At 69.9% G+C, this 26,404-nt stretch carries 17 protein-coding genes; 5 read left to right on the forward strand and 12 right to left on the reverse strand.

What is annotated here, in order from left to right:
* Positions 1-49 precede the first annotated feature (49 nt).
* From secD to DMC61_RS28775, 3 genes are read right to left on the reverse strand one after another with little or no spacing between them, the layout of a single operon-like run.
* A complete protein-coding gene (gene secD / locus DMC61_RS28765) occupies positions 50-2,320 on the reverse strand; it encodes a protein translocase subunit SecD (protein ID WP_125692878.1) in 2,271 nt (756 codons plus the stop codon).
* A gap of 55 nt (positions 2,321-2,375) precedes the next feature.
* Complete coding sequence (locus tag DMC61_RS28770; RefSeq protein ID WP_233594988.1) at positions 2,376-2,762, reverse strand: hypothetical protein; 387 nt, start codon at positions 2,760-2,762, stop codon at positions 2,376-2,378.
* A gap of 30 nt (positions 2,763-2,792) precedes the next feature.
* Positions 2,793-3,368 carry a TetR/AcrR family transcriptional regulator gene (locus DMC61_RS28775; protein ID WP_125693136.1) on the reverse strand — a complete coding sequence of 192 codons (576 nt, stop codon included), beginning with the start codon at positions 3,366-3,368 and terminating at the stop codon, positions 2,793-2,795.
* Positions 3,369-3,449: 81 nt separating this feature from the next.
* On the opposite strand from DMC61_RS28775, the gene DMC61_RS28780 reads away from it, so the two are divergent.
* On the forward strand, positions 3,450-3,779 hold the full coding sequence (locus DMC61_RS28780; protein WP_016335231.1) for a rhodanese-like domain-containing protein: 330 nt from the start codon (positions 3,450-3,452) through the stop codon (positions 3,777-3,779).
* On the opposite strand, the gene DMC61_RS28785 is transcribed toward DMC61_RS28780, so the two are convergent.
* On the reverse strand, positions 3,770-4,420 hold the full coding sequence (locus tag DMC61_RS28785; RefSeq protein ID WP_125692882.1) for a maleylpyruvate isomerase family mycothiol-dependent enzyme: 651 nt from the start codon (positions 4,418-4,420) through the stop codon (positions 3,770-3,772). The two genes, DMC61_RS28780 and DMC61_RS28785, sit on opposite strands and share 10 nt — an antisense overlap.
* A 107-nt stretch (positions 4,421-4,527) precedes the next feature.
* Between DMC61_RS28785 and DMC61_RS28790 the strand changes: the two genes are divergently transcribed.
* Positions 4,528-4,941 (forward strand): RidA family protein, encoded by a 414-nt coding sequence (locus DMC61_RS28790; RefSeq protein ID WP_125693138.1) that lies wholly within the window; start codon positions 4,528-4,530, stop codon positions 4,939-4,941.
* A gap of 77 nt (positions 4,942-5,018) precedes the next feature.
* On the opposite strand, the gene DMC61_RS28795 is transcribed toward DMC61_RS28790, so the two are convergent.
* Positions 5,019-11,399, reverse strand: a complete 6,381-nt coding sequence (locus tag DMC61_RS28795; RefSeq protein ID WP_125692884.1) for an Ig-like domain-containing protein — start codon at positions 11,397-11,399, stop codon at positions 5,019-5,021.
* A 237-nt stretch (positions 11,400-11,636) separates the two neighbouring features.
* Between DMC61_RS28795 and DMC61_RS28800 the strand changes: the two genes are divergently transcribed.
* The gene (locus tag DMC61_RS28800) at positions 11,637-12,563 is read left to right on the forward strand and encodes a hypothetical protein (RefSeq protein ID WP_233594989.1); all 927 of its coding nucleotides are present in this window, start codon (positions 11,637-11,639) and stop codon (positions 12,561-12,563) included.
* Here DMC61_RS28800 and DMC61_RS28805 read toward each other — a convergent pair.
* The 7 genes from DMC61_RS28805 to DMC61_RS28840 all read right to left on the reverse strand — a co-directional run bounded on the left by DMC61_RS28805 (position 12,550) and on the right by DMC61_RS28840 (position 24,641).
* Positions 12,550-13,389 carry an alpha/beta fold hydrolase gene (locus tag DMC61_RS28805; RefSeq protein ID WP_125692886.1) on the reverse strand — a complete coding sequence of 280 codons (840 nt, stop codon included), beginning with the start codon at positions 13,387-13,389 and terminating at the stop codon, positions 12,550-12,552. The genes DMC61_RS28800 and DMC61_RS28805 overlap by 14 nt on opposite strands.
* A complete protein-coding gene (locus tag DMC61_RS28810) occupies positions 13,386-15,089 on the reverse strand; it encodes an ABC transporter ATP-binding protein (RefSeq protein WP_125692888.1) in 1,704 nt (567 codons plus the stop codon). Before DMC61_RS28810 ends, DMC61_RS28805 begins: the two co-directional genes overlap by 4 nt.
* Positions 15,086-17,605: an ABC transporter ATP-binding protein/permease gene (locus tag DMC61_RS28815; RefSeq protein ID WP_125692890.1), complete on the reverse strand. Its 2,520-nt coding sequence runs from the start codon at positions 17,603-17,605 to the stop codon at positions 15,086-15,088. Before DMC61_RS28815 ends, DMC61_RS28810 begins: the two co-directional genes overlap by 4 nt.
* On the reverse strand, positions 17,605-18,303 hold the full coding sequence (locus DMC61_RS28820; protein WP_125692892.1) for a TetR/AcrR family transcriptional regulator: 699 nt from the start codon (positions 18,301-18,303) through the stop codon (positions 17,605-17,607). The genes DMC61_RS28815 and DMC61_RS28820 overlap by 1 nt, the downstream gene beginning before the upstream one ends.
* Before the next feature lie 341 nt (positions 18,304-18,644).
* Positions 18,645-20,183 (reverse strand): S8 family serine peptidase, encoded by a 1,539-nt coding sequence (locus DMC61_RS28830; RefSeq protein ID WP_125692896.1) that lies wholly within the window; start codon positions 20,181-20,183, stop codon positions 18,645-18,647.
* A gap of 27 nt (positions 20,184-20,210) precedes the next feature.
* Complete coding sequence (locus DMC61_RS28835) at positions 20,211-21,668, reverse strand: serine protease (RefSeq protein ID WP_125692898.1); 1,458 nt, start codon at positions 21,666-21,668, stop codon at positions 20,211-20,213.
* 159 nt (positions 21,669-21,827) lie between these two features.
* Complete coding sequence (locus tag DMC61_RS28840) at positions 21,828-24,641, reverse strand: AAA family ATPase (RefSeq protein ID WP_233594990.1); 2,814 nt, start codon at positions 24,639-24,641, stop codon at positions 21,828-21,830.
* A gap of 385 nt (positions 24,642-25,026) precedes the next feature.
* Between DMC61_RS28840 and DMC61_RS28845 the strand changes: the two genes are divergently transcribed.
* Both DMC61_RS28845 and DMC61_RS28850 read left to right on the forward strand, forming a co-directional pair.
* Positions 25,027-25,617: a papain-like cysteine protease family protein gene (locus tag DMC61_RS28845; RefSeq protein ID WP_016335241.1), complete on the forward strand. Its 591-nt coding sequence runs from the start codon at positions 25,027-25,029 to the stop codon at positions 25,615-25,617.
* Between the two features lie 4 nt (positions 25,618-25,621).
* Positions 25,622-26,374 carry a hypothetical protein gene (locus DMC61_RS28850; protein ID WP_125692902.1) on the forward strand — a complete coding sequence of 251 codons (753 nt, stop codon included), beginning with the start codon at positions 25,622-25,624 and terminating at the stop codon, positions 26,372-26,374.
* Positions 26,375-26,404 lie beyond the last annotated feature (30 nt).

Here is a 26,404-nt window from a genome sequence, read left to right on the forward strand (position 1 = left end):
ACGAGCATACGGGCCGGGCGGAGCACGGCGGTCCACAAAGGAACGTCGATCACACCACCGCGCCGTTGTCGTCCCGCTGCCGTGTCGGATTCGCCTTCCGGACGGGACGGCCCGCCCCGGGCCACCGCTTGTCGAGCAGGATCGCGACGGGCCCCGCGGTGGCCACTGTGGACACCGTGCCCGCGACGAGACCGAGCAGGAGCGCGAGGGCGAAGTCGGCCAGCGAGCCGTCCCCGAGGACCAGCAACGCCCCGAGGACGAACAGCACGCCGATGCCGGTGTTGATCGTCCGCGGCAACGTCTGCAGCACCGCCGTGCCGACGACGCGCGGGAACGGCTCCTTGCGGTGTTGTCCCCGCACTTCCCGCACCCGGTCGAAGACCACCACCGAGTCGTTGACCGAATAGCCGATCACCGTCAGCAGCGCGGCGAGGAAGACGCCGTCCATCGACTTGCCCAGCCAGGCGAAGATCCCGAGGATGATCAGGACGTCCTGGGCGAGCGCGGCCACCGTGGCCAGGCCGAGCCGCCAGTCGAACCGCACCGCCAGGTAGATCAGCTGCGCCAGCACCGCGAGGCCGAGCGCGATCACCGCCTTGGTGCGCAGTTCGGCGCCGAGGCTCGGGCCGATCTTCTCGTCGCGGATCTCGGTGGCGTCGCCCGCGACCCCGGCGACGGCGGCCCGGATCCGCTCGGTGGCGTCCTCGTCGATGGGCTCGGTGCGGACCGAGATGTCCTTCTCGTCGGACATCTGCACGACGGCGCGGGGGAATCCGGCGTCGGAGACCGCGTCCCGGACCCGCTCGACGTCGGCGGGCGCCGAAGTGCTGTATTCGACGACCCGGCCGCCGGTGAACTCGACGCCGAGGTTCGGCCCGGCCACGAACAGCCCCGCGATCGCGGCGATCACGACCGCGCCCGCCACCATCAGCCAGCGTTTCGGTTTCCCGAGGAATGCGGGATCGCGGCGGTTCACCCACTGCCGGACCCGGCCTTCGTGGGTGAGCCCGGACAGCCGCGGTCTGCGCGCGACCACACCCCGCATCGTGAGGTGCAGCAGCAAACGCGTGAGCACCAGCGAGATGAACAACGCGACGACGACGCCGATCGACAGCGTCACCCCGAAGCCGCGCACCGGGCCCGACGCCAGCCAGAACAACAGGCCCGCGGCGAGCAGGGTGGTCACGTTCGAATCGACGATCGCCGACAACGCGCCGCTGAACCCGCGGCTGACCGAGCGCGGCAGCGAGCCGCCCCGTTTGACCGAGTGTTCCTCTCTCGCCCGTTCGAAGACGAGCACGGTGGCGTCGACGGCCATGCCGATCGCCAGCACGAACCCGGCGAGCCCCGGCAGGGTCAGCGTCGCGCCGACGGCGAGCAGCGCGGCATAGGACACGGCCGCGTACGCCACCAGCGCGCCCACGGCGATCAGCCCGGCCAGCCGGTACACCGCGAGCAGGAACAGCGCGGTCAGCGCCAGTCCGATCACGGCGGCGCGGGCGCTGGCGTCGATGGCGGCGGCGCCGAGGGTGGGCCCGACGGTGCGCTGCTCGATGATCTCGACCGGTGTAGGCAGCGCGCCGGCGTTGATCAGCAGCGCCAGATCCTTGGCCTCGGCGGGCGAGAACCGCCCGGTGATCTGCGTGCTCCCGCCGACGATCCCGACTCCGCACGCGACCTGGGGGCTCACCTGCGGCGACGAGATCACCTTGTCGTCGAGCGCGATCGCCACCCGGCGGGCGGGATCACCCGGCGGCGAGCAGGCGGCCTGCCCGGTCAGCCGCTCCCAGGCACGACCGAAATCCCCTTTGAAGTCGACCGAAACGAGCCAGCCGCCGCCCTGCGAATCGATCGACGAGCGCGCCTCGTCGACGCCGTCGCCGGTCAGCGCGGCGGGCCCCAGGGTGATCGGCTGCCCGCTCTCGTCGTCGAGGACACGGGAGTCCGCGGCGCCGGAGGCGAGTACGGGATGGAAGGACAGCTGCGCGGTGCGGCCGATCACTTCGACGGCCTCGCGCGGATCCCGGACGCCGGGTAGTTCGACGATGATCCGGTTGTCGCCCGAGCGGGCCAGCATCGGCTCGGCGACCCCCAGCGCGTCGACGCGGCGGCGCAGCACCTCGAGTGTCCGGTCGGTGGTCTCCGCGTCGGCGGTGACGGTGGGCGAATCCTTGGTCTCCAGCACGATCTGCGTGCCACCACGCAGATCGAGCCCCAGTCTCGGGGCGGTGGTCAGCAACAGGTACAGGGTCGCGGCGAGGACGACCAGCGAGACGACGGCTCGCCCGGTCATGCCTCGACGCGCGGTTTCGCGCGGCACGAAGTTCTCCTTGGTGATTTCCCGGTTCGGGCACGCGGATACGCGCCCGTGAGCGTCAGACGGCTACCGGGAAAGGAGGAGCGCGATCGCCCGGCGCGAGGCGGTTCGCCGTGCGCGAGGCGGGAGTGGCTTCGTCGTGGAGTTCGCTGAGGCGGAGCAGCGTCGTCGACGCGGGCCCGTGCGGGACGGTGCCGAAGAGAGGCAGGTCACCGTGACCGTGCACACCCAGGAGCGCGGGTTCGGCGGCGAGCCTGCCCGCGGCGCGCACCGGCGCGACGGCCTTGGAGACCGAGGAGTCGACCGTCGCGTTCGCCCCGCGCGACTCGTCCGCCGAAGCGGAACCGCCCGAGTGGAGCGCGAAGAACAGGCCGAGCGCGGTCAGCACGGCGGCGAGCAGCACCGGCACGGCCTGCGCGGCCGTCCTCCTGCTTTCCACCGTCATCGACACACTCCCGGGTTTCTCGCCGACACCTTACTGGGATCCGGCCGCCCGCCACAGGCGCGTGATCCCGGCGCGGACGCGGTCCTCACCCAGTTCCGGCAGCAGGGCGGTCAGATGCTCGGCCGCCAGCGGGGCCAGCAGGGCGTGCGCGGCGTGCTCCGGGTCGGGGGTGCCGTCGAGCAGGATCGCGACATGCCGGTGCCAGAACCGGTATGCCCCGATGCGGTAGCGCGCACCCGGCGCGGCGGTCTCCGACATCCGCACCAGCGGCAGGTGTTCGAGCACATAGCCGACATACGCGTCGGCGAAGGCCACGAGCCGGTCGGCCGGCGGAGCGCCCGGGCCCAGTGGCGGCGGCCCGTGCAGGATTCCTTCCTGGAGCAGGCGTTCCCGCGCGTCCAGCAGCGCGACGGCCAGCCCGGCCTTGTCACCGAAGCGGCGGAAGAGCGTCCCCTTGCCCACCCCCGCGGCCGCCGCCACCTGATCCATCGACACCGCGTCCACCCCGTGCTCGGCGAACAGTGCCGCCGCCGCGTCCAGGATCGCGGCCCGGTTGCGGGCGGCGTCGGCACGCTCCTTGGGCGGCGGCGTGCGCAGGAGTTCCAACGACGTTGCAAAAGCGGACTGCGGTCCGTTATGGTCGTGAGGCACATGCGGACTATAGTCCGATTAACTGGAGGTAGCGACATGACCGCACTCATCACTCGTGACGAGCTGAAGGCCGCGATCGACGCGAAGACCGTGACGGTGGTCGACGCGCTGGGTGGCGAGTACTACGCCAAGCAGCATCTGCCCGGCGCCGTTCCCCTCGTCCTCGCCGACGTCGACGCGCACGCCGCGACCGTGCTGCCCGATCGCGGCGCCGCCATCGTCACCTACTGCTCGAACCCCGCCTGCCCCAACAGCGGCCAGGTCGCCGACCGGCTCACCGCGCTGGGCTACACCGACGTCCGCAAGTACCGGGAAGGCATCGAGGACTGGGCCGGCGCGGGCCTGCCCCTCGAGTCTCAGGTCTGAGCGGGGGCGCGCTCCCGCAGGATCGCAACCCCGTCGCCGTCGAGTTCGGCGAGATAGGCCGCCCGTCCGGTCATGGCCATGATCAGCGCCAAGGTCGTACCCGAGACGAGCGGCCCGGACCCGGCGGCGAAGGGGCCGTCGGTGGCTTGCAACCGCAACCCGCCGATGCGTCCTTTCGCCGTCACCACCATGTCCGAGCCTCCGTAGTACCCGGCCAGTTCGGTGAGGACGGGGATCGGGTAGTCGCGGCGAAGGCCCAGCGGACGGCGGATGTCCTCGGCGTGCACGATCGCCTCACCCAGCATCGCGATCTTCGGCAACGGCGGTTTCGTCGTGCTGGTGACCACGCGGCGGAAGCGCTCCAGCGTCTCGGCGCCGTCGTCCCCCATCTGCTCGGCGAGCCGCATGGCGACCTGCTTGTCGAAGTCCCACCGGCAGCGGATCACCCCGGTCATCCACCTCAACGGCGTGAGGCTCGCCCCCGCGGTGACGTGCGCGAGCACCTCGCGCACCGTCAGCCCGGCGCACAGCGACGGCGTCTCCCATCGCTCCTCGGTGAGCCCCGCGAGGTCGTCCGCCAGCGCCGCCCGCTCGGCGTGGACCAGCGGCCAGAGCCCGGTCTTCGTTCCTGAATCCGTCATCCGGAACCCTTCCAGTCGTCGTTCGTCGAAGGTGAGACTCCCGGCGCGGCCCGGAATCATCGGTACGTTGGAGACGATTTTCCCGAGTGGACGAAAGAAGAGAACTGATGATCCAGCGCTGGAATCCGGAGACCGTCGCGGCGCCGATCGGCCCGTACAGCCATCTGGTCCGCGTGCCCGCCGATCACGAACTCGTGGTCGTGTCCGGTCAGATCGGCGTGCTGCCCGACGGCGAACTCGCCGGGCCCGACGCCGAGTCCCAGACCCGCGCGTTGCTCGGCAACCTCGAACGGCTCCTCGAAGACTCGGGTGCCGGGCCTGAGCACCTGGTCAAGGTGTTCAGCATGCTGTCCGGCACCGAACACCTCGCCGGGTTCCGCACGGCGATGCGCGAGACCTTCACCCGCTGGTACCCGGAAGCGGACTGGCCCGCCCAGTCGCTGATCGTCGTGGCGGCCCTTGCCCGGCCCGAGCTCGTCGTCGAGGTGGAAGCCCTGATCGCGGTGCCGCGCGCCGTTTAGCAGTGGCTCGGCCCCAGTCCGTGAAGGCCTCCTTGAGGGACTCTGGGTCTCTCAAGGAGGCCTTCACGGACTCCGGTCTAGGACTCCCGGCGCCTCCGTCCGGCGAGGAGCAGCAGCGCGCCGATGGCCAGCATCCCGAACGCCAGCACCGTCATCGTCTTCACCGGTGAGCCGGTCACGGCCAGACCGGGCGGACGCGGGGTGGTCGGCGGCTGCGGGTTCGGCTTCTCCGGCGGCTGCGGCGTCGGGGGCGTCGGCGGAACCGGGGTGTCGGTCCCGCAGTCGGGGTTCGCCGAACCCGGCGGGCAGTTGCCGCCGGGCGTGTCCGACGTGACGACGTTACGGAGGCGGTGGTCACCGGTCGCCGGCTTCCGCACGGTGACCGCGTAGGTGACGGTCGCCTTCTCCCCCGGCTTCAGCTCGCCCTTCCAGGTGAGCTTCGGCGCGGAGTAGGTGACCGTTCCCATGCTCGCCTTCGCGGCGCCGTCGAAGGTCGCGTCGTCGAGCACCTGGCTCAGGTCGTCGGTGAACGTCGCGTCGTCCACCACGGCCTGCCCGGTGTTCTCCACCGTGACGGTGTACGTGACGACCTCACCCGGCTTCGCCTCCGTCTTGTCGACCGTCTTCTTGATCTTCAAGCTGGACAGCGGGGTCGTCGTGCCGCACTTCGGATCCTTGCTGCCCGGCGGGCAGTTGCCGCCCGGGGTGTCGGAGGTGATCACGTTGGTGAGCTTGCCGTCGCCATCGGTCTTGGTGACCTTGACGCTGTACGTCACCGTCGCCGTCTGCCCGATCTCCAGGTCACCGGTCCAGGTCAGCTTCGGTTCCTCGTAGGTCACCGAACCGATCGTCGCCGCACCGTCCTTCTGGAACACGGCGTCGTCGAGGACCTCGGTGAGGTCGTCGGTGAACGTCGCACCGGTCAGCTTCGTCTTGCCCGTGTTGCGCACGGTCACCGTGTACTTCACGACGTCGCCCGGGTTCGCCGTGGCCTTGTCCGCCTTCTTCTCCAGCGAGATCCCGGGCACCGGGGTGACGGTGGAACACGCCGGGTCGTCGGACTGCGGCGGGCACGTGCCCGGAGTGTTGGTGCTGACGGTGTTCCGCAGTTCGTGATCGCCCGTCACCGGGTTCTTCACCTTCACCGAATACTTCAGCGTGGTCGTCGCCCCGACCGGAAGATCGCCCGCCCACACCAGGTTCGGCGCGGCGAAGGAGAACGTCCCGGCGACCGGGGCCGCCGTGGCGTCGTCGGCGTAGTCGGCGTCGTCCAGGACCTCGGACAGGTCGTCCGTGACCCGTGCGGCGTCCTCGCCGACCAGCGGGACCTTGCCGGTGTTGGTGACGGTCACGGTGTAGGTGACGACGTCGCCCGGGTTCGCGGTCTGCTTGTCCGACGTCTTCTTGACCGTCAGTTCGCGGGACGGCACGTCCGCGACACAGTTCGGGTCGGTCGAATCCGGCGGGCAGTTGTTGCCCGGTGTGTCCGAGGTGACCACATTGGACAGTTTCTTGTCACCGGGGTTCGGGCTCTTGATCTTGACCGTGTAGGTGATGGTCGACGTCTGCCCGATGCCCAGCGAGCCGGTCCACGTCAGCTTCGGCGCCGCGTAGGTGACACCACCGATCGTCGCCGCGCCGTCGTTCTGATAGTCGGCGTCGTCCAGGACCTCGGTCATGTCGTCGGTGAAGGTGGCGCCGGCCTGTTCGGTCTGCCCGGTATTGGTGACGGTGATCGTGTACTTCACCGTGTCACCGGGGTCGACCGACTTCTTGTCGGCGGTCTTCTTGATGAGCAACCCGGACACCGGCGTCGTCGTGCCGCAGTCCGGATCGGTCGAACCCGGCGGGCAGTTGTTGCCCGGTGTCTCCGAGGTGACCACATTGGACAGTTTCTTGTCACCGTCGCCAGGGTTCTTCACCTGGACCGAGTAGGTCACCGTGGCGGTGGCGCCGATCTCGAGATCGCCGGTCCAGGTCAGCTTCGGCGTCGCATAGGTGACGCCGCCAATGGTCGCCGCGCCGTCGTTGCGGTAAACGGCGTCGTCGAGCACCTGGGTGAGGTCGTCGGTGAAGGTGGCGCCGGTCAGCTTCGTCTGACCGGTGTTCCGCACGGTGACCGTGTACTTCACCACGTCACCGGGGTTCGCGGACGTCTTGTCGACCGACTTCTTGATCTCCAGGCCCGAAACCGGAGTCTCCGTGCCACAGTCCGGATCGGTCGAACCCGGCGGACAGTTCCCGCCCGGCGTCTCCGAGGTCACGACGTTCTTGAGCCGGTTGTCACCGGTGTTTGGGTTCTTGACCTTGACGGTGTAGGTCACCGTAGTGGTGGCGCCGACTTCGAGATCGCCCGTCCACGTCAACTTCGGTGCCGCGTACGTGACGCCACCGATCGTCGCCGCACCGTCGTTCTGATAGTCGGCGTCGTCGAGCACCTGCGTCAGGTCATCGGTAAATGTCGCACCAGAGATCTTCGTCTGGCCGGTGTTGGTGACGGTCACCGTGTACTTCACGACATCGCCGGGATTCGCGGACTTCTTGTCGACCGACTTCTCGATCTTCAAACCGGAAACCGGTGTCGTGGTGCCGCACTTCGGGTCCGTCGAGCCCGGCGGGCAGTTGCCACCCGGCGTCTCCGAGGTGACCGTGTTGATGAGCTTCTTGTCGCCCGGAGCAGGGTTCTTCACCTTGACCGAGTACGTGACCGTCGACGTGGCGCCGATTTCAAGGTCGCCCGTCCAGGTCAGCTTCGGCGCCGCATAGGTGACGCCACCGATCGTCGCCGCTCCATCGTTCTGGTAGTCGGCATCGTCGAGCACCTGCGTCAGGTCATCGGTGAAGGTGGCACCGGAAATCTTGGTCTGGCCGGTGTTCCGCACGGTGACCGTGTACTTCACCACGTCACCGGGGTTCGCCGACTGCTTGTCCACGGACTTCTCGATCTTGAAACCGGAAACCGGTGTGGTCGTGCCGCACTTCGGATCGGTCGAGCCCGGCGGGCAGTTCCCGCCCGGCGTCTCGGACGTCACCGCGTTCTTCAGCAGGTTGTCGCCCGTGTTCGGGTTCTTCACCTTGACCGAGTAGGTCACCGTGGAGGTGGCACCTATCTCCAGGTCACCGGTCCACGTCAGCTTCGGCGCCGCATAGGTGACGCCACCGATCGTCGCCGCACCATCATTCTGATAGTCCGCGTCGTCCAACACCTGCGTCAGGTCATCGGTGAACGTCGCCCCGGTCAGCTTGGTCTGGCCGGTGTTCTTCACGGTAACCGTGTACTTCACGACATCGCCCGGGTTCGCGGACTTCTTGTCGACCGACTTCTCGATCGTCAGACCCGACACCGGCGTGGTGGTCCCGCACTTCGGATCCGTGGACCCCGGCGGGCAGTTCCCACCCGGCGTCTCCGAGGTGACCACATTGGACAGTTTCTTGTCACCGGTGCCGGGATTCTTGACCTTCACCGTGTACGTGACCGTCGACATGGCACCGATCTCCAGATCACCGGTCCACGTCAACTTCGGCGCCGCATAGGTGACACCACCGATCGTCGCCGCTCCATCGTTCTGATAGTCGGCGTCGTCCAACACCTGCGTGAGATCGTCGGTGAACGTCGCACCGGAAATCTTGGTCTGCCCCGTGTTCCGCACCGTCACCGTGTACTTCACCACGTCGCCCGGATTCGCCGACTGCTTGTCGACCGACTTCTCGATCAGCAATCCCGAAACCGGCGTCGTCGTACCGCACTTCGGATCCGTCGAACCCGGCGGGCAGTTCCCACCCGGCGTCTCCGACGACACCGCATTCCTCAACACGTTGTCGCCCGTGTTCGGATTCTTCACCTTGACCGTGTACGTCACCGTGGACGTGGCACCGACCTCGAGATCACCCGTCCACGTCAACTTCGGCGCCGCATACGTGACACCACCGATCGTCGCCGCACCGTCGTTCTGGTAAACGGCGTCGTCGAGCACCTGCGTCAGGTCGTCGGTGAACGTCGCACCGGTCAGCTTCGTCTGCCCGGTGTTCTTCACGGTGACCGTGTACTTCACCACGTCACCGGGGTTCGCCGACTGCTTGTCGACCGACTTCTCGATCAACAGCCCCGACACCGGCGTCGTGGTCCCGCACTTCGGATCCGTCGAACCCGGCGGACAGTTCCCACCCGGCGTCTCCGACGTCACCACGTTCTTGAGCCGGTTGTCACCGGTGTTCGGGTTCTTCACCTTGACCGAGTAGGTGAACTCCGCGCTCTTACCCGCGGCGAGCGTGCCGGTCCAGGTCAGCTTCGGCTCCGCGTAGGACACCGAGCCGGGCGACGCGGTGGCGTCGTTCTGATAGACCGCGTCGTCGAGCACCCCGGTCAGATCGTCCACGACCTTGAGGTCCGCCGCGGTCACCTTGCCGGTGTTGGCGACGACGACCTTGTAGCGCACGGTGTCGCCGGGGTCGGCGGACTCCTTGTCCGCGGTCTTCGTCACCGTGTACGACGGCGACGGCACCTTGGTCTTCGCGCACGCGGCCGCGGGATCGTCCGGGCAGCGGTTGTCCGGCGGGACGACCGGCGGCGGTCCGGTCGGCACGTTCGCGCGGTTCACCAGTTCCTTGCCGATGGCGGCTTCCTCGACCTTCACGCGCACGGTCAGCGTGGCGGTCTCGCCGACCGCGAGACCGTTCACGGCCCAGTCGATCGGCCCGGTTCCGGACGTGGTGCCCTTCGAGGGAGTGGACGACACGTAGGTCGTTCCCGCCGGCAGGGTGTCGCGCACCGTGAGCGCGGGAACGGGGATCACGCCGGTGTTCCGCAGCGTCACCTGATACGTCAGGGTGTCGCCGGGGATCGCCTCCGCGAGATCGACCGTCTTCGTCAGCTGGTACCCGGGCGAGGCGACCGTGTTCCGCACCGTGTTCGACGTGCGTTCCTGCGGCCGTCCGGTGTCCTCGCCGCGGAAGGTCAGCTTGCCGGTGTTGTCGAGTTTGGTGCCGTCCGGCACGTCGAGCCCGACCTTGACCTTGAACGCGACCTTCTGTGACTGCCCCGGCCTCAGATTCCGGAGGTTGCACGTGACCACCTGCCCGGCCGCCGAACAGTCCGGATTGGACCCGGCCACGAACGTGACGCCGTCGGGCAGGGTGTCGGTGAGCACGACGTTCGTCGCGGTGTCGAGGTCGGTGGTGGAGCCGTCGGCGTGCCGGTTGGCGACGTCGAAGGTGTAGGTGATCTCGCCGCCCTTGGTGACGTAACCCGGCGGGTTGTCGTCGGTGTTGCCGACCGGGTCGTTGGCCTTGGTGATCTGCAGATCCGGTTCGAGCGCGTCGGTGACGAGCCAGATCGTCTGCGGGTACAGCGCGTCGCCGACGGTGCCGATCTTCACCTGGAGCGCGGTGGTCCCCGCGGGGACCTTGCCGGTGATGTCGATGCTGCGGGCGTCGTATCCGACGTTGTTCACCGGATTGGGAGTCCGCGACGTGACGTTCGTGCCCGAGCCGGTGGCCGTGACCCGGTCGATGCGACTGCTGAAGGCGTTGTTGGTCGCCACCCCGCCGGGCGCGGGCATGGCGATCGTCTGCAGGCTGGAGGCGTCCGGGCCGACCTGGAGGTAGTCGCCGGTGATGGGCGCGTCGCCGTCGCCCGCGACGATGCCGAGTTCGACGTTGGGCTGACGCGAGGTCGGGGCCTTGATCCCGCTCAGCGCGATGGTCGCCGAACTCGGCGTGCTGCCGCCCGCGACCACCTGCATCCCGTCCCAGACCTGCAGGTACCGCAGTGGCTCGCTGGGCAGTTCGTAGGCGACCACCAGCGACCAGCCACCCCAGCAGCCGAGGTTCGTCCGGCTGATCGACTGGCCCTGGCAGGCCTGGATGTCGGCGACCGTGTAGGACCCGGCACCGGCGTTCGTCACGAGGGACGTGACGTCGGCCGCGCCACCGTAGGCGTACAGCGTCGGGACCCCGCCCGTGGTGGTCGCGGGGAACCAGTCGTAGGTTTCGGCGGTGATGCGCTGATACGCGCCGGAGCCCGGGGCCTTGATGGAGACCTGGTTGCCCCGGTTCCCGTCACCGGAGGTCCCACTGCTGGCGACCGGGTTGAACTGCCAGTACAGCCGGGCGTTGAGCACCTTGGCGCCGGCGGGGACGTTCAGGTTCGCGGCGGACGCGGTGTTGCCCGGCGCGGCCGGGTCGGTCTTGATCCACGACACCGGGCTCGCGTTGCTCGCGGACTCGTTGCAGACGACGCCGACGCCGCACTGCACGACGGAGTTGGCGGCCATCGTGATGCCGCCGTGCGCCAGCCCGGAGTACACCGGCTCCGGCCCGATCGGCCGCTCGGTGCCCGCGCCGCGCGGCTGGATCTGGGCGTTCGCCGGCAACGGGGCGCCCATCAGCAGGGCCACGACGACCACCGAGAGCAGTGCCACGCCCCGGCGCCACCGATTCCGCCCACGACGTTCCGCCATGCCGCCTCCGCCTCACCCCTCGCTCCCGTCGGCCCAGGTCAGGACGGCGGGGACAGCGAGCCCGATCGAGGGTCATCCTGGGTCGGCAAGATCGTCGTCGGCAAGCGGGAGCAGCGGTGTCCCCTGGATAAAACCCGTTGAGTGGCCCCGAAACCCCCGGACGGGTGATGAGACACCGTCCACAACGGACAATGGCGAGGGTGGCGTTCCGGCGCGAAATCCGGCATTGTCGAACACGTGATCGAAACTCCTTATCGCGGCTCCGGCCCCTATTGCTATACCCATTCCCTCGCGATGCTGCTCGGCCCGGAGGCTCCGGGCCCCGACGTGCTCGAAACCGTGACCGGCAGCCCCTTCGGCATGCAACTGGTCGGCGGGACGCTGCCGTTTTTCGACGCCTTCGGCTGGGATCCCGATCTCGGCATCGGCGAGGCGCTCGACGCCCTCGGCTGGCGCGCGGAAACGAAGAGCGAGCCGGATCCGGACGCCGCGTTCGCCCGGCTCGCCGAGAGCCTTCCCGGCGGGCCGGTCCTGATCGGCCCGGTCGAGATGGGGCACCTGCGCCACCAGCCGGGAATGACCGGTCCGATCGGCGCCGACCATTTCCTGGTCGCGCTCGACGCGGACGACGAATCCGTCACCGCCCACGACCCGCAGGGATATCCGTACGCGCGGATCCCGCGGAAGGATTTCGCCGCCGCCTGGCTCGCCGAAACCGTCGCCTACGGCAAACCGCACACGATGCGGACGAATTTCGTGCGGCACACCGTCGTCTCGGAAGAAGCCGCGATCCTCGCGGCGCTCCCCCGCGCGATCAGGCGGCTCGGTGGTGAAGAGGACACCGGGCTCCCGCCCGGCACGGTGGGCAACGGCGACGCCGCACTCGCGCTCGCCGCCCGGATCGAAGGAGGCTGTGATCCGGAACTGCGTGGGCTGCTCGTCCATTTCGTGGTGCGCCTCGGCGCCCGGCGGACGAACGACGCCGCGACCTGCCTGCGCCGGGTCGGCCACCACGCCGCGGCCGCCGTCCTCACCACGCAGGCGCGGCTGATCGGCTCCCTGCAGTACGACCTCGTCGTCGAGGACGACACACGGGCCGCCGCGACCCTCCGGACGCTCGCCCCGACCTACGAAGATCTGCGGCGGGCGCTCACGTCATCCTGAGGATCTCGCGGACGATCACCTCGGGCTCGGTCTTCGGGACGTAGTGCCCGGACCGCTCCGCGATCACGTGTCTGCCGGCGGGCGAACGGGTCACCCGGTGGACGTGGGACGCGTTCGCCCGCGCTCTCATCCCGCCGCCGAGGCCGCCGGACACGACCGTGAGCGGGATGTCCCCGAGTTCCGGCGGATCATGCCGCCAGAGGGCCAGTTCGTCGAGGAAGGTGCGGGCCTGCTCCCGGTGGGTCCGCGTCGTCCCGACGGTGAACGCCTCCCGTTCGAGGTCGCGGCGGACGTCGTCCGGGATGTCCCGCAGCAGCCCGCGGAAGACGACCTTGAGCAGGCCCAGCCGCGCGAGCACACCGCTGACCCCGAGCATGACGCGTTCACCAGTGCGGAAGACCCGGCCGAAGAGCACTTCAGCCGCTTCGTCGGTCGGGTCGACCAGCACCAGCCCGGCGATCCGTTCCGGACGGCGGGCGGCGGCCTGCCGCACGATGGGCCCGCCCGCGCTGTGCCCGGCCAGGATGTACGGCCCCGGGCCGAAATGGTCGAGGACGTCGTTGAGGTCGTCGGCCATCCGGCGCAGCGTGCGGCCGCCCGGGTCGGGGGCGCTACGGCCGAGCCCGGAGCGGTCGTAGGCGATCGCGCGGGTGTGGCGGCCGACCTCCGGCTGGACCGCCGCCCAGGACGACCGGGTGGCGGCCGCGCCCGCTTCGAACACGACCGTCGGCCCGGTGAAGCCCTCCGGCCCTGGATGCACCATCGCGTGGAGCCGTCTGCCGTCGCGGGTGACGACCCATTCCGGCTCGCCTTGGGTGTGGGTCATCCCGCGGTGATCCGCCAGCCGGTGGCGTCGAGCTGCCGCCGCCAGAAATCGGCGAAACGCCCTTGCGCCGCAAGGAGTTCTTCGACCGTGCCGGATTCGGTGATCCGTCCGTCCTCAAGGAAGAGCACCCGGTCGGCGTGCCGGATCCCGGCGATCCGGTGGGTGACGATCACCCGCGTCCGCGGCACGGGGTCGGTGCTGAGCGAGCGGACCACGGCGTCCTCGTTCTCGGTGTCCAGCGCGCTGGTCGCCTCGTCGACGAGCAGGACGGGCGCCGGTTTGAGCAGCGCGCGGGCGATGGACACCCGCTGACGCTCGCCGCCGGAAAGAGCGGTGCCCGCCTCGCCGACGGCCGTGTGTTCCAGCAGTTCGCCGACCCTGGCGAGCCCGGCGACCTCGGCGACCCGCTCGTCGCTCGCCGAGGGATCCCCGGCGAGCACGTTGTCCCGCACCGATCCCTCGAAGAGATACGGCTGCTGGAAGACGAAGGTGACGAGATCCCGGCGGAATTCCGCGACATCCGTGCCGTCGGCGAGCACACGCCCGCTCGTGGGCCGGTGCAGACCGGCGAGCAGCGCGAGCACGGTGCTCTTGCCCGAGCCGGACGGCCCGACGATCGCGGTCGTCGTCCCCGGTTCCAGGGTGACGTCGAAGTCCTCCAGCACGTTCTCGGTGTCCGGCGAGTAGCGGAAACCGACCTTCTCGAACCGGATCCGCGGCGCCTTGGCCGGTGCGGCGGCCTCTCCCTCGGCGGCAATGGGCGCGGTGAGGACGGTGTGGATGCGGCCGAGCGTGGTGGTGGCGGTCTCGATACCGGGTGCGAGATCCCCGAGCGCGGTGAACGGTTCGAGGTACCGGGCGATCACGACGATCAGCGCGACGGCCTCGGGCACGGACAGCTCGCCTCGCGTGGCGAGCAGGACGGTCGTCCCCGCGAGCAGGACCAGCGCGAGCTGACCGGCGACGCCGAACAGCACCTGCCCCGGGATCTGAAGCCGGAGCAGCCGGACGGTCGCGCCGTGGTGCGCGGCGAGCGCGGCGCCGGCGTGGCTGCGCGCGGGCTCGGCGCGGCGTGCGGCACGCAACGTCTGCTGGGTGCGGGCGAACTCGACGATCCGTTCGGTCAGCGTGGTGTTCGCCTCCGCCGTCACCCGGTCGGCGCGGCGGGTGATCCGCCCGGTCGCCCACAGCGCGCCCAGCAGGACCGGGACCCCGGCCAGCGCGGCGACGCCGAGCGGCCAGGCGATCGGCAGCAGGGCCAGCGCGATCGCGATCGGCAGGAGGACCGCGCCGATGAGCGGGGTGAGCAGGTACCCGACCAGGCCGACGAGGTCGGGGCCGGTGGCGGCGATGGCCTGCCGGGCGGTCTGGGTGTGCTCACCGTCCAACCAGGACAGCCGCACGTTCGTCAGCCGCTCGGCGACGTCGTGCTGAGCGTGGTCCAGCACCCCGAAGCCGAGTTCGAACCCGAGCCGCCCCACGACGGCGTCGACGGCCCAGCCCGCCGCGGTGAAGGCCGCGAGCGCACCGAGCCAGGGCAGCGCGTCCGAAGGCTTCGTGCCGAACAAGGCACCCACCAACGGCACCAGCAGGACGACACCGGCGGCGCGCAGGAGCACCGAAAGCACGGCGAGCACGACATAGCGCCGGAACGCCGGGCGTTTCGTCGCGGGGATCAGGCCCAGCAGTGTGCGGATCACGCGGTCACCCCCGCACCGGCGCCTGCCTGCCACAAGCGGGCGTACCGCCCCTCCGAGGCCAGAAGTTCTTCGTGGGTCCCGCTTTCCGCGATCCGCCCGCGGTCGAGGACGACGATCTGGTCGGCACCGGTGACCGTATGCAGGCGATGGGCGATGACCAGGACGGTGCGGCCCGCGGTGAGCCGGTCGAGTGCTCGCTGCACGAGATACTCCGACTCGGGATCGGCGAAAGCGGTCGCCTCGTCGAGAACGAGGACCGGGGCGTCGGCGAGGATCGCGCGGGCGATGGCCACCCGCTGGCGTTCCCCACCGGACAGCTGGGACCCGGCATCGAGGACGGTGTCGTATCCCTGGGGCAGCCGGAGGATCCGCTCGTGGATCTGCGCGTCCCGGGCCGCGGCGACGACCTGCTCTTCGGTGGCGCCGGGGACGGCGAGGGCGATGTTCTCCCGCACGGTCCCCCGGACGAGTCGCGGATCCTGGAGCACGAACCCCACGCGGCCGTAGAGTTCGTCGGCGGCGAAGGCGCGGACATCCCGGCCGCCGACCCGGATCGCTCCCTCGGTGACGTCGTGGAAACGCGCGACGAGGGCGGCGAGGGTCGACTTCCCCGCTCCCGACGGACCGACCAGCGCGGTCACCGTGCCGGGCCGCAAGGTCAGGGAAACGTTCTCCAGCACTGGAACGCCGGAACGGTAGGCGAAGTCCACCCGGTCCAGTTCCACGGTGCCCGGCTCGACGCCGTCGCAGGCATCAATCTCCACTGTGGACAGTTCGGGTTCGTCGAGCACGACCTGGATCCGGCGCGCGGCCAGCATTCCCTCGCGAACGCCGCCGAGGCCGTAGCCGATACCCAGCAGCCGCGCGCCGAAAGTGGTGCCCAGCACCAGGAACGGGATCAGCGTCACCGGCTCCATACCGCCGCCGGCCACCATGAACGTGCCGGTACCGGTGATCAGGAGCAGGAAGGTGGCGGGTCTCGTGGCGAAGTCCAGCATGGTCTTCTTGCCGGTGAACGGGCGCTGCCAGTCGCCGAGGAAACCGATGTACTCGTCGAGCCGCCGCCGGAACGACGAAGCCGCGGCGCCGCCGAACACGCGGATCACCGGCTGGCCTTCCAGGTACGCGCCCGCCTCGCCCGCCATCCGTTCCGCCCAGCGCATCGCCTGGCCGGTCTTGGGTCCGGATTGGACGACCATGATCGACGTGGTGACGAGGTAGACGAGGATCGGGACGAGCAGGACGAGGGCGAGCCGCCAGTCCACCGCGAACAGGTACACCAGCACCGCGACCGGCGCGACGACGGCCGCCACCGCGTCGGGGACGGCGTGCGTGACCAGGTAGTGGAGCGACAGCGTGTCGCCCTGCACGAGTTTCGCGACCGTGCCCGATCCCCGGGCGGTGAACCAGCCCAGCGGCAGGCGCGCGAGCTTGCCGAGCAGGCGCTGCCGGAGGTCGCGGGCGAACCGCGCGTCGGCCGCGTGCAACCAGAGCACGACCGCGGACTCCAGCAGGGTGCCCACGCCGAGCAGGACCAGCGCCGAGACACCGAGCGCCCACAGCGATTCGCCGCCCGTGAGCAGCCGCCGGACCAGTTCCACCAGCAGGACGAAGGGAGCGAGACCGATCAGCGTCACGACGGCCTGCAGGATCGCGGCGACGATCAACGTCCGCCGGACCGGTGCGAGCAGCCGTCCTGCCGCCTGCGCGCGCCATGCCCCCTTCGGCGCCTGCTCGACGGGCTTCGGGACTTCGGCCGGTTCTTCCTTTTCTCCGCGGAAAGCACCCATGGCGCGGCCGTAGTACCAGTACGCCCGGCCGTGCACCTCGGACTTGGGGAAACCGAACGCCTCACGCAAACGCGCCTTCAGATGTTTGAACGAACCGGCTTCCGTCGCGATCCACGCCTGCCAGTCCGACCAGTCGCGCGTCTCGATCGACGCGGCCAGCGAAGTCGCGTCCAGGCGCGGCACCCAGTGCACGGTCAGCCGCGGATGCCCGCCCAGCGGGATCAGCCTGTCGGTCTCGTCGTGCTCTTCGAGGTACAGCTCGATCGGCAGGTCGGCCGGGACCACCTCGAGGATCGCGTTGATCGCGGGGATCGAGGCGGAGTCGCCGATCAGCAGATAGCCGGCGGGCGGTTCGGCGGGGACCGAGAACGACGAGGAACCCAGTGACATCACCGGAACCTTCGCGCCCGGGCGTGCCTCACGCAGCCAGCGCGACGCCGGGCCGGCGGGCTCGTGCAGGACGACGTCGATCGCGAACGTGCCGGTTTCCGGGTCGGCCTCGGTGAGCGTGTACGCGCGCTGGAACTCCGTCGTGCCGCCTTCCGGATCCGGGAACCAGAACCGGAGCCAGGCCGCCGGCTCCACGACGACGTCCTCGAACAACGTCGGCGAAACGAACCGCACCCGCACGAATTTCGGCGTGATCTCCGCTGTCTCGACGACGGTCGCTTCGTGGTCTCTGGCCCCGAAACCGCGCATCACCGCGCCCTGGAATCCGCGCGCCATCACAACCCCTCCCCCGTGGCGGCCAGATCGGCCACCATCTCGGCGACCGGCCTGCCGGGCGGACACGACCCGATCAACCCGCGGATCGACGCGGTCAGCAGCAGCCGTACGTACTCGGGCCGCGGCACCTGCGGCAACGCGGCGGACGGCTCGGCGAGCCGGTCGTCACGGGACAACCGGTCGCGGACCGCCTGCCTCTCCCGGTCCAGCCCCTCGCCGTCGGCCTCCTCGGCGGCCGCACTGTTCTCCTCGGAGGCGGTCATCGCGATGGTCATCGACGCGACCGCGCCGCTGAGCACGATCGCCGCGCCGGGCTCGTAACCCCGGCGGACGAGCGCGTCGACCTCGATGTTCAGCAGCCGCTGGCCGCCGTCGCCGCGCGGGAACAGCAGTTGCAGATACCCGGCGAGGCCGGGGTGCTCCAGCATGAAGGCCCGCATCTGCAGCGCGAAGGACAGCAGATGCCGTTCGAGGTCGTGCCGTGGATCGTCCTGGAGCCGCAGCTCGGCCAGGATGCTCTCCCCGACCAGCCGCTCCAGCCCCCACCGGCTCTCGACGTGGCGGTAGAGGGCGGTCGCGGTCACCCCCAGCCGGACCGCGACCGCCTTGACGCTGAGCCTGCGCATCCCGAGCTCGCGGCCGGCCCGCACGATGTCGTCCACCGCGACCATGGCCGGGCGGCCACCGATGTTCGGCATCTCGCCCCCTTGGGAAAGTTATAGGGGGAAACTAAGGGTGTGCTTACCTTCATGTCAAGGTGCGGTGTCCCCGGTGGCCGGAAGCTGCCAAGGGCCTGCCCGCCTGCCTCGCTGGGCGGCGCGGCGCGTTGCGAAAGCCACTTTCGCAACGTTGAAGGTTGCGAAAGTGGCTTTCGCAACGCGCCCCACGGAGCCACCCGCAGTGCCCCCGCGCAGGCGAGTGAACGCGCGGTTCGCGACCAAGCGAGGCCAAGCCGTGTCGCGAACGAACACCGGCGGAGCCGCCGAAGCGGCCCCGCCGGTGTTTCCCTCCCCGCCCCTGCCGGCGAGTCTCAGTGACTTCAGAACGTGACGGTGAACCCGTCGATGCTGCCGGTGTCGAACCGGTAGACGTCCTGGGCGCTCAGCTTCCAGGTGCCGTTGGCCGCTTCGGCGGAGGCGTCGACGGTGAACGTCTGGTGCACGCCCTCGGCCGAGCCGACACCGCCGGAGTCCTTCAGGCGGTAGGCCTTGCCGCTCGGCCCGATCAGGTCGAGCACGAGGTCGGCGCTGTAGGTGTGCGAAACGTCCACCTTGACCGACAAGGACGCGGAAGCCTTGCCGTCACAGCCTTCCTGGGTCACGGAACTGGTCACGGCCGCCCCGGCGTCCGGAATGGACACCGGCGTGGTGTTCGACTTCGCCCCGCAGTTCGGGCCGGGACCGCCGCTGCCGATGAACGACACGTTCAGCAGCTTGTTCGGCGAACCGCTGCCCGCGTTCTTGATGACACCCGCGGTCGCGCCGTTCACCAGCGCGTCCCGCACCTGCTGCGGAGTGGCGCCGGGGTTGGCCGAGAGATAGAGCGCGGCCGCGCCGACGACGTGCGGCGTCGCCATCGAGGTCCCGCTCATCCCCGCGGAGCCGCCGCTGCTCGGGCTCAGCGACGTGATGTTCGTGCCGGGCGCGAAGATGTCGGTGCAGCTTCCGTAGTTGGAGAACGAGGACCGGTTGTCGGCGGAGTCCGAGGCGTTGACCGTGATCGCCTCGGGCACCCGGGCCGGGCTCGTGTTGCAGGCGTCGGTGGAGGCGTTGCCCGCCGCCACCCCGTACACGACACCCGACGCGATCGACCGCTTCACCGCGTCGTCCCCGACCCCGGGGGCGTCCATCGTCAGGCTCATGTTCGCCACGGCGGGCTTCTTCGCGTTGGCCGTCACCCAGTCGACGGCGTCGATGATGCCCGAGTCCGGACCGGAATTGTTGCACCCCAGCACCTTCAGCCCGACGATCTTGACCTTCTTCGCGACGCCGTAGGTCTTGCTGCCGATCGTGCCCGCGGTGTGGCTGCCGTGCCCGTGGCAGTCGGAGCCGTCCCCGCCCATGAAGTCCTTGCCGAGGCTGGCGCGGCCTTCGTATTCCGGGTTCGACGGGTTGATACCGCTGTCGAGGTCGTACGCGGTGACGCCCGCGCCGTCGTTCGGATAGGTGTAGGCCTTGTCGAGCGGAAGGCTCTTCTGGTCGACCCGGTCCAGCCCCCAGGTCGGGTTCTGCTGGGTGCCGGTACCGCGCGCGGTGCCGTCTTCGTACACCGCCTTGACCGACGGGTCCGCGGCCAGTTTGCGTGCCTCGGCCGCGGTCATGCTCTTGGCCGAGAACCCGCGGAGAGCCGCCGTCCACACCGAACGGACCTCCCCGCCGTAGCGCTTGGCCAGTTCGGTGGACGCCGTCTGTCCGGCCGCCGCGACGTCGTGGAGGACGACGATGTACTGGTCGCCGTAATGCTCCTTGGCGGGGATCACCGTGCCTTCGGCTTCGGCGGCGACGGCCGATCCGGCGCCGAGCGCGAGCAGCGGGCTCAGCAGACCGAGCGCCAGCAGCGTTTTCGTCTTGTCACGCATGGGAAGTCACCTCTGTTTCGGCGAAGGTCACTGGACGGTGAGGGTGTACGTGGTGGTCGCGGTCTTGCCGCCGCCGTCCTTGGCGGTCACCGTGATCGGATACGTGCCCGGCTGGAACGGCGCGAAGACCTGCATGGTCGAACTGCCGCCACTCGAAACGGTCTGCGGCGAGAAGAACGGGTTGACCGGCAGCCCGGAACCGCTGGCGGACAACGTGATCGAACCCGTGCCGCCGGTCGCGGTGACGGTGGCGCTCACGAGCGAACCCGCGCGGCCGGTGCCGGACGACGGGTTCACCGTCACCTTCAGGTCACCGACGGGAGGTTCGCCCGCACCGACGGTGAGCGAAAGCCCCGCGGTGGCCGTGTCGGTGGTCCCCTTCCCGGAAATCGTGACCTGGTAGGCCTTTTCCGGGGTACCGGCGGCGGTCTCGATGGTCAGCTTGGCGACCTCGCCCGCTTTGATCGTGGCGGGCTGGAACGTGGCCTTCGCCCCTTCGGGCAATCCCGACGCGGACAGTGTGATGCTCTCGGCACCGTTCTTGCCCGGTTTGCTCGTGACACTCGCCGACACGTACTTGCCCGGCAACACCTTCACCGACGAGGGCGAAGCCGCGAGGGTGAAGACGTCACCCGGCTGCTCGCCGCCGATCTGCTGGGCGACCCAGTCCCCCATGTCGTTGTTGAGCCTGCTGTAGACGCTGTACCAGCGGAAATCGCTGCGGCTCCAGGAGGTGACGCCGACGACCTTGCCGTTGACGACGAACGGTCCGCCGCTGTCGCCCGGCAGCACGGTCTTGCGGCCGTCGGAGTAGCCGGCGCAGATCATCGTCTTCGGGTCGACGCCGTTCTCCACGCCGGTGCACTGGCTCGCGTTCACGATCGGCAGGGTCAGCTTGTGCAGCGTGACGTCCTGCGTGGAGTCGTTGATGTCCTTCTTGCCGTAGCCGAGGCTGAACCCGTCCTTGCCCGGCGCCTCCAGTCCGGTGTCGGCGGAGGTGGCGACCTTCGCGTAGCCGCCGGGCGGCACCGGGATGTCACCGTCGACGGTGATCACCGCGACGTCGTAGCCGTACCAGGGCTGGGTGAACTTGGGGTGGACCTTGTAGTCGACGGCCTTCAGCTGTGTGCCGCCCGCGCTCTTCAGATCGTCGAGTCCGTAAAGGACGCTCTTCTCGCCCGCCAGCTCCTTGCAGTGGGCCGCGACCAGGACCTTTCGCGGAGCGATGACGGAGCCGGAGCAGCTCTGTCCCCTCGGCCTCGAACCGCCTTCGCGCAGGGCGGCGATGACATACGGGTAGTCCTTGACCGACGCGGGCGAGCCGCCGATGCTCTGGCCGTGGACGCCGCCGGACGGCAAGGGCGCGGCGTCGGTCGGGGAGACGGCGCGAAGGGGGTCGGCCGGTTCCGCACCGGCGAGACCCGCCGCCGGTGCCAGCGCGGCCATGGTCAGGGCGACCACGCCGAAGATCCGTTTTCTGCTCACGGTGCTTCCTTTCCGGGAAATCGCGACTGCCCGACAACTGTCGATCGACGGCGGAAGCGGAACAATAGTGGACTACGGGGCTCGCTCCACTATTTAAAGAAACCGCCATTGACCTGCGGTTTCTCTCGTCGTACCCAGCGAATCGCCGAATACGTGCCCTTAGTGAATGTCGCTGAGCAGATCAGCGGTCAGGACGGTGCGCGAGGGCAATCCCAATTTGCGCAGCGCTCGTCCGACGTGGATCTCGACCGTCCTCGGCGAGAGGAACAGCCGCTCCCCGATCTCCCGGTTGGTCAGGTTCTGGGCGGCGAGCCGGGCGACTTCGAGCTCCCTCGGGGACAACGCTTCGCCGTAGCCCTTGCGTCCGCGCCGGGGCATCTCCGGATCGCAGCGGCGCAACGAACGCCGGCAGCGGAGCGCGTCCACGGCGGCGCCGAGGCCCGCGTACGTCGTCTCCGCGGTGGTGAAGGAAGCGACGGCACGCTCGCGCACCCCGGCTTCGGAGAAACACCCGGCGGCGAGTTCGTCGGCATAGGCCGCGAAGTACGGGAGCGGCAGTGCGCTGTAGGCCTGCGCGGCGCCCAGCAGCAGTTCACCGGCGGCCAGTGTCTCGCCACGCGCCTGCGTGAGCATGCCCCGGCACAACAACGCCGACGCGTTGGCGACCGGGGCGTCCTTGCCGTCGATGCCCTGCCGGAACTCCGCGAGCAGCTCCCGCGCCTCGACGTGCTGTCCCAGCCCGAGCATGGTGCGCACGGCGAACGGCATCAGCTCGGCCGCCCAGACCCAGTTGTTCTTGCGGCGCACGGTTTCCAGGCCGAATCCGGCCAGGCGCCGGGCGGCCTGCAGATCCTTGCCCGCCTGATGGACGGCCACCCGGCCCGCGTACGCCGATGCCTGCACCGGGACACTGCCCGCGGACAGCGCGAACGCGGCGTCGAAACTGCGCAGGGCCGCGGTCGGCCGGTGCTGCCCGTACTCGTACCAGCCGAGCACCAGCAGCGGCTCGGCCGCCAGCGAACCGTCCTTGTCGACCCGTGTCAGCATCGCGCGCGCCTTCTCCGCGACGCTCGCCCATTCCCCCATCGCGAGGTCCAAGCGCAGCTCCGTACCGTCGGCGAGCGCGTCGAGATAGGGCTGGTGGTCGTCGCGGATCAGCCGCCGCGCGGTCGTGAGGTAGGCCCGCGCCACCGGATAGTGCCCGTTCCACGCCACCGCGTCGGCCAGGTTGATGTAGGTGCGGGCGACCTGACGGCAGACCTCGGCCGACTCCGGTGCCCGCGGCAGGTCGGCGATCTCGTGCCAGGCCTCCGGATCGGCGATCTGCATCCGCGCCGAAAGCCGGTTGGCGGTGATCGCGGCGAGCAGCCCGGCGTCGTGCTCCCCCTTGCTCACCTGCTCGGCCTCGTCGAGCCAGCGGAAGTTCTCCTCGACCGGGACGGTCCCGATATGCGGCAGCGCCAAGGTGACCAGCCCCCTGGCGAGCAGCGCCTGCCGCCTGCCGAGGTCGGCCGCGCCCAGTTCGATTTCGAGCCTGCCCGCTTCGACCTTGCCCACCTGGTTGATCAGCACCTGTCCGAGGTGGACCCGGATCTCGCCCCGCGCGGCCTTGCTCAGCGGCCATTCGCGCAGGATCTCCCGCAGCAGCCGGACCGTTCCGGCGTGCGCGATACTGCGCGGCAGTTCCCTGCCGAGCCGGACGGCGAACGATTCGCGCGCGGTGCGTGGCAGATCCGCGTCCCGCAGGGCCGCTTCGAGCAGACGGCTCGCTTCCTCGGTCCGGCCGTCTTCGATGGCGTTGTCGACCGCGACCCCGGTCCACTGTGTCCACGCGGCGATGTCACCCGCCAGCCGCGCGTGACGGGCGATGAGCGACGCGAAGGGTTCGGCGCTCGCGGCGAGCCGGGCGGCGGCGCGTCCGTGCATCCCGCACCGCTGAGGCCCGGGCAGCAAGGCGTAGACCGCTTCGGCGATCAGCGGGCTCCCCGAGACATAGCGGCCACGGCCGAGATCCCGCAGCAGTCCCGCTTCCACGGCTTCGGTGATCGCGCCGTCGATCCCCGCGGACGCCGCGACCGCGCCCAGCTCCGGCTCACCGGCGGGCGATCCCAGTACCGCGGCCGCGCGGACGACGTCCCTGGCGGCGGATCCGATCGCCTCCATCAGCCCGGAAACCCGGCTGCGCACGATCGGCGGCACCGTCGCCGACGCCAGTCTGTCCACCGAAAGCGCTTCGGCCGTGTCGCCGACGCTCTGGACCAGCGCCGTCAGATCGACGGCGATCCCGGACGTCCGCCGGTGCGCCGCTTCGGCGAAATCCGGCGCGCAGCGGCCGAAGGAGGCGTCCAGCAACGTCCGTACCTGGACGTCGGTGAACGCCGTGAGCGAGAGATGCGCGGCGGTCTCGCGCAGTGGCGGGAATCGTCGCGGCCCGCATATCGCCGCGCTGACCACCACGCTCAGCGCCGCCGGCGGGGAAGCCGCGAGCCCGCGCAGGAATTCCCACGTGTCGTCGTCCGCGCAGTGGACGTCGTCGAGCACCAGGACCGCCGGGCCGCAGCCCGTCAACACCTCCCGCACGGCCCGGAACTCCTGCTGCCGGACGGTCTCCGCGTCCGCGTTCTCCGGGAACGGCGGCAGCCACGGCGACCATTCCGGAACGAGCCGCCGCAGGACACCGGTCACCGGGGAGAAGCCCGCCGCGTGGGCGGCGGCCACGGCGCTCTTCTCCAGCAGCGCGTCGACCAACGGCGCCAGACGGCAAGGCCGCGAGAACGAACCGCACCGGGCGGACCACACGACGCGCGAGGCGAGCACGGGATGGGCGGCCAGTTCTTCGAGCAGCCGGCTCCGGCCCACCCCCGGTTCGCCCTCGACGACGGCGACCGACGGCGGGCGCGAGGCGACGCGCACCAGTTCGGCCAATTCGGTGTCGCGGGCCACGAACACCGGTGCCGTACCGATCGTCGGCATGCTCGGGACCATACCGAGCGGACACCCGCCGAAAGGCGGGAACACGAACAGTGACCATGAACCGCGCGCTTTCCGCTGGTCCACACCACCGCAGTCACAAGTTCGCCGCACGGTTAACTCGATCGGGCGACGACGACCTGCGGTGACACCGACGCTCGCATCGGCAATACGGACCCTTAGGTATTGCCGCGAACCTTGCCATGAGACCACCGGAGGGTGAATCTCAGACTGTTCGCAGTGCCCCTCTGTCACTTCATCACAGCGCACCTCCCCTGCACGCGCCGGTCCACCACCCATTCGGGTAGCCGAAGTCCCCACCTGTCCCTTTACGGGTGGCCGCCGCGCTTGCTTCGCGTTCGACCATCCAGTTAGGAGTGTTCCGACGGTGAAGACCTCGTTCAGGCGCGGGCTGGCCACGGCCTGCGCCGGTGTCGCCGCGCTGGTCGCCCTGCAGGCGCCCGCCGCCGCGGCACCCGCCATCACGGCGGCCACCACGATCCCGATCAACATGCAGGCACAGGAGAAGAGCAACTGGTGCTGGGACGCCAGTGGCAACACGATCGCCGCCTGGTGGGGCCACTCGCTCACCCAGACGAAGTTCTGCCAGATCGCGCACAACGAGTCCGGTACGGACTGCGCGAACAACCAGGGCTACCTGAGCGATCAGCAGCGCGTGTTCCGCTGGCTCGGGTTCAGCAACGTCGGCACCTACAGCTCCTCGGGCCAGACGCTGACCTTCGCCTCCATCAAGAGCCAGGTCGACGCGCGGCAGCCGATCGGCACCCGGATCGGCTGGCGCAACGGCGGCGGTCACATGCACGTGCTCTACGGCTACGACAACACCAACGGCGCGACGACGGTGTACTACGGCGACCCGTGGGGTTCCAGCCCCCGCTACAACCAGATGAGCTACAGCGCCTACCGGTCCAACAACTCGTTCACCTGGACCCACACCGTCTACGGGATCAAGGACTGAAACCATGAAGCGAACCTTCCTCGGCGCCACGATCCTCGCCCTCGGCCTGTCGCTGGCGCTCGGCGGCCAGTCCTCCGCGGCCGACGCCCCCAGCGGCGCGCCCACCGCCGCCGACCTCGCCGCGGTGTCCACAGTGGTCACCAGTGACGCGACCACCCAGCGGCTCGCCAAGGCGCAGTTCCCCGGCGCGGCCAAGGCGGACACGGCCCTCGCGGCCAAGACCGCCAAGGCCGATCCGCGCACACCGGTGGCGGTCTACCAGCCGACCGCCGCCTTCATCGCCGGCACCTCCACCGTCCCGGCCGAACTCGCCTACGTCGCCACCCCGGCGACGCTGGGCAACGGCGACGCCGCGACCGTGTGGTCGCAGCGCGAGGGCTCGGGCTGGTCGGTCTACAACGTCGCCTCGGGTGACGTCGAGAAGCGCCTCGCGGCGCAGGTCGGCAAGGGCTACCTCCTGAGCGAACCTCAGGCGGGCGCCTGGTACGCCGTCGACGGGGACACCGTGACCGTCCTCGACGGCTCGTCGGTGGCGAAGACCGGCGAGAAGATGTCGCTCGCCGCCTACCGCGAAGCCCTGCAGAGCCGCTACGGCGACAAGCTGCCCGGCTCGGCCTACGACCGCACCGGTGCCGCCGGCGGTTACGGTGCCGCCCCGGTGGGCGACACCGAGGTGCCGTGGTGGCCGTACGCGCTCGGCGCGGTGTTCCTCGCCGCCGCGGGTACGGCCGTCACGCTGCGGCTCCGCAAGCAGTAGGCGCCAAGGGTGCCGGGACCGCGCGGGGTT

This window comes from Amycolatopsis sp. WAC 04169 (assembly GCF_003947535.1).
Classification (GTDB): Bacteria; Actinomycetota; Actinomycetes; order Mycobacteriales; family Pseudonocardiaceae; genus Amycolatopsis; species Amycolatopsis keratiniphila.

Coding starts and splice junctions, on each gene's coding strand:
- DMC61_RS28795 (WP_125692884.1), bottom strand. CDS start 11,399: ATGGCGGAACGTCGTGGGCGGAATCGGTGGCGCCGGGGCGTGGCACTG.
- DMC61_RS28805 (WP_125692886.1), bottom strand. CDS start 13,389: ATGACCCACACCCAAGGCGAGCCGGAATGGGTCGTCACCCGCGACGGC.
- DMC61_RS28780 (WP_016335231.1), top strand. CDS start 3,450: ATGACCGCACTCATCACTCGTGACGAGCTGAAGGCCGCGATCGACGCG.
- DMC61_RS28815 (WP_125692890.1), bottom strand. CDS start 17,605: ATGGCGCGCGGATTCCAGGGCGCGGTGATGCGCGGTTTCGGGGCCAGA.
- DMC61_RS28820 (WP_125692892.1), bottom strand. CDS start 18,303: ATGCCGAACATCGGTGGCCGCCCGGCCATGGTCGCGGTGGACGACATC.
- DMC61_RS28840 (WP_233594990.1), bottom strand. CDS start 24,641: ATGCCGACGATCGGTACGGCACCGGTGTTCGTGGCCCGCGACACCGAA.
- DMC61_RS28850 (WP_125692902.1), top strand. CDS start 25,622: ATGAAGCGAACCTTCCTCGGCGCCACGATCCTCGCCCTCGGCCTGTCG.
- DMC61_RS28770 (WP_233594988.1), bottom strand. CDS start 2,762: ATGACGGTGGAAAGCAGGAGGACGGCCGCGCAGGCCGTGCCGGTGCTG.
- DMC61_RS28785 (WP_125692882.1), bottom strand. CDS start 4,420: ATGACGGATTCAGGAACGAAGACCGGGCTCTGGCCGCTGGTCCACGCC.
- DMC61_RS28790 (WP_125693138.1), top strand. CDS start 4,528: ATGATCCAGCGCTGGAATCCGGAGACCGTCGCGGCGCCGATCGGCCCG.
- DMC61_RS28830 (WP_125692896.1), bottom strand. CDS start 20,183: ATGCGTGACAAGACGAAAACGCTGCTGGCGCTCGGTCTGCTGAGCCCG.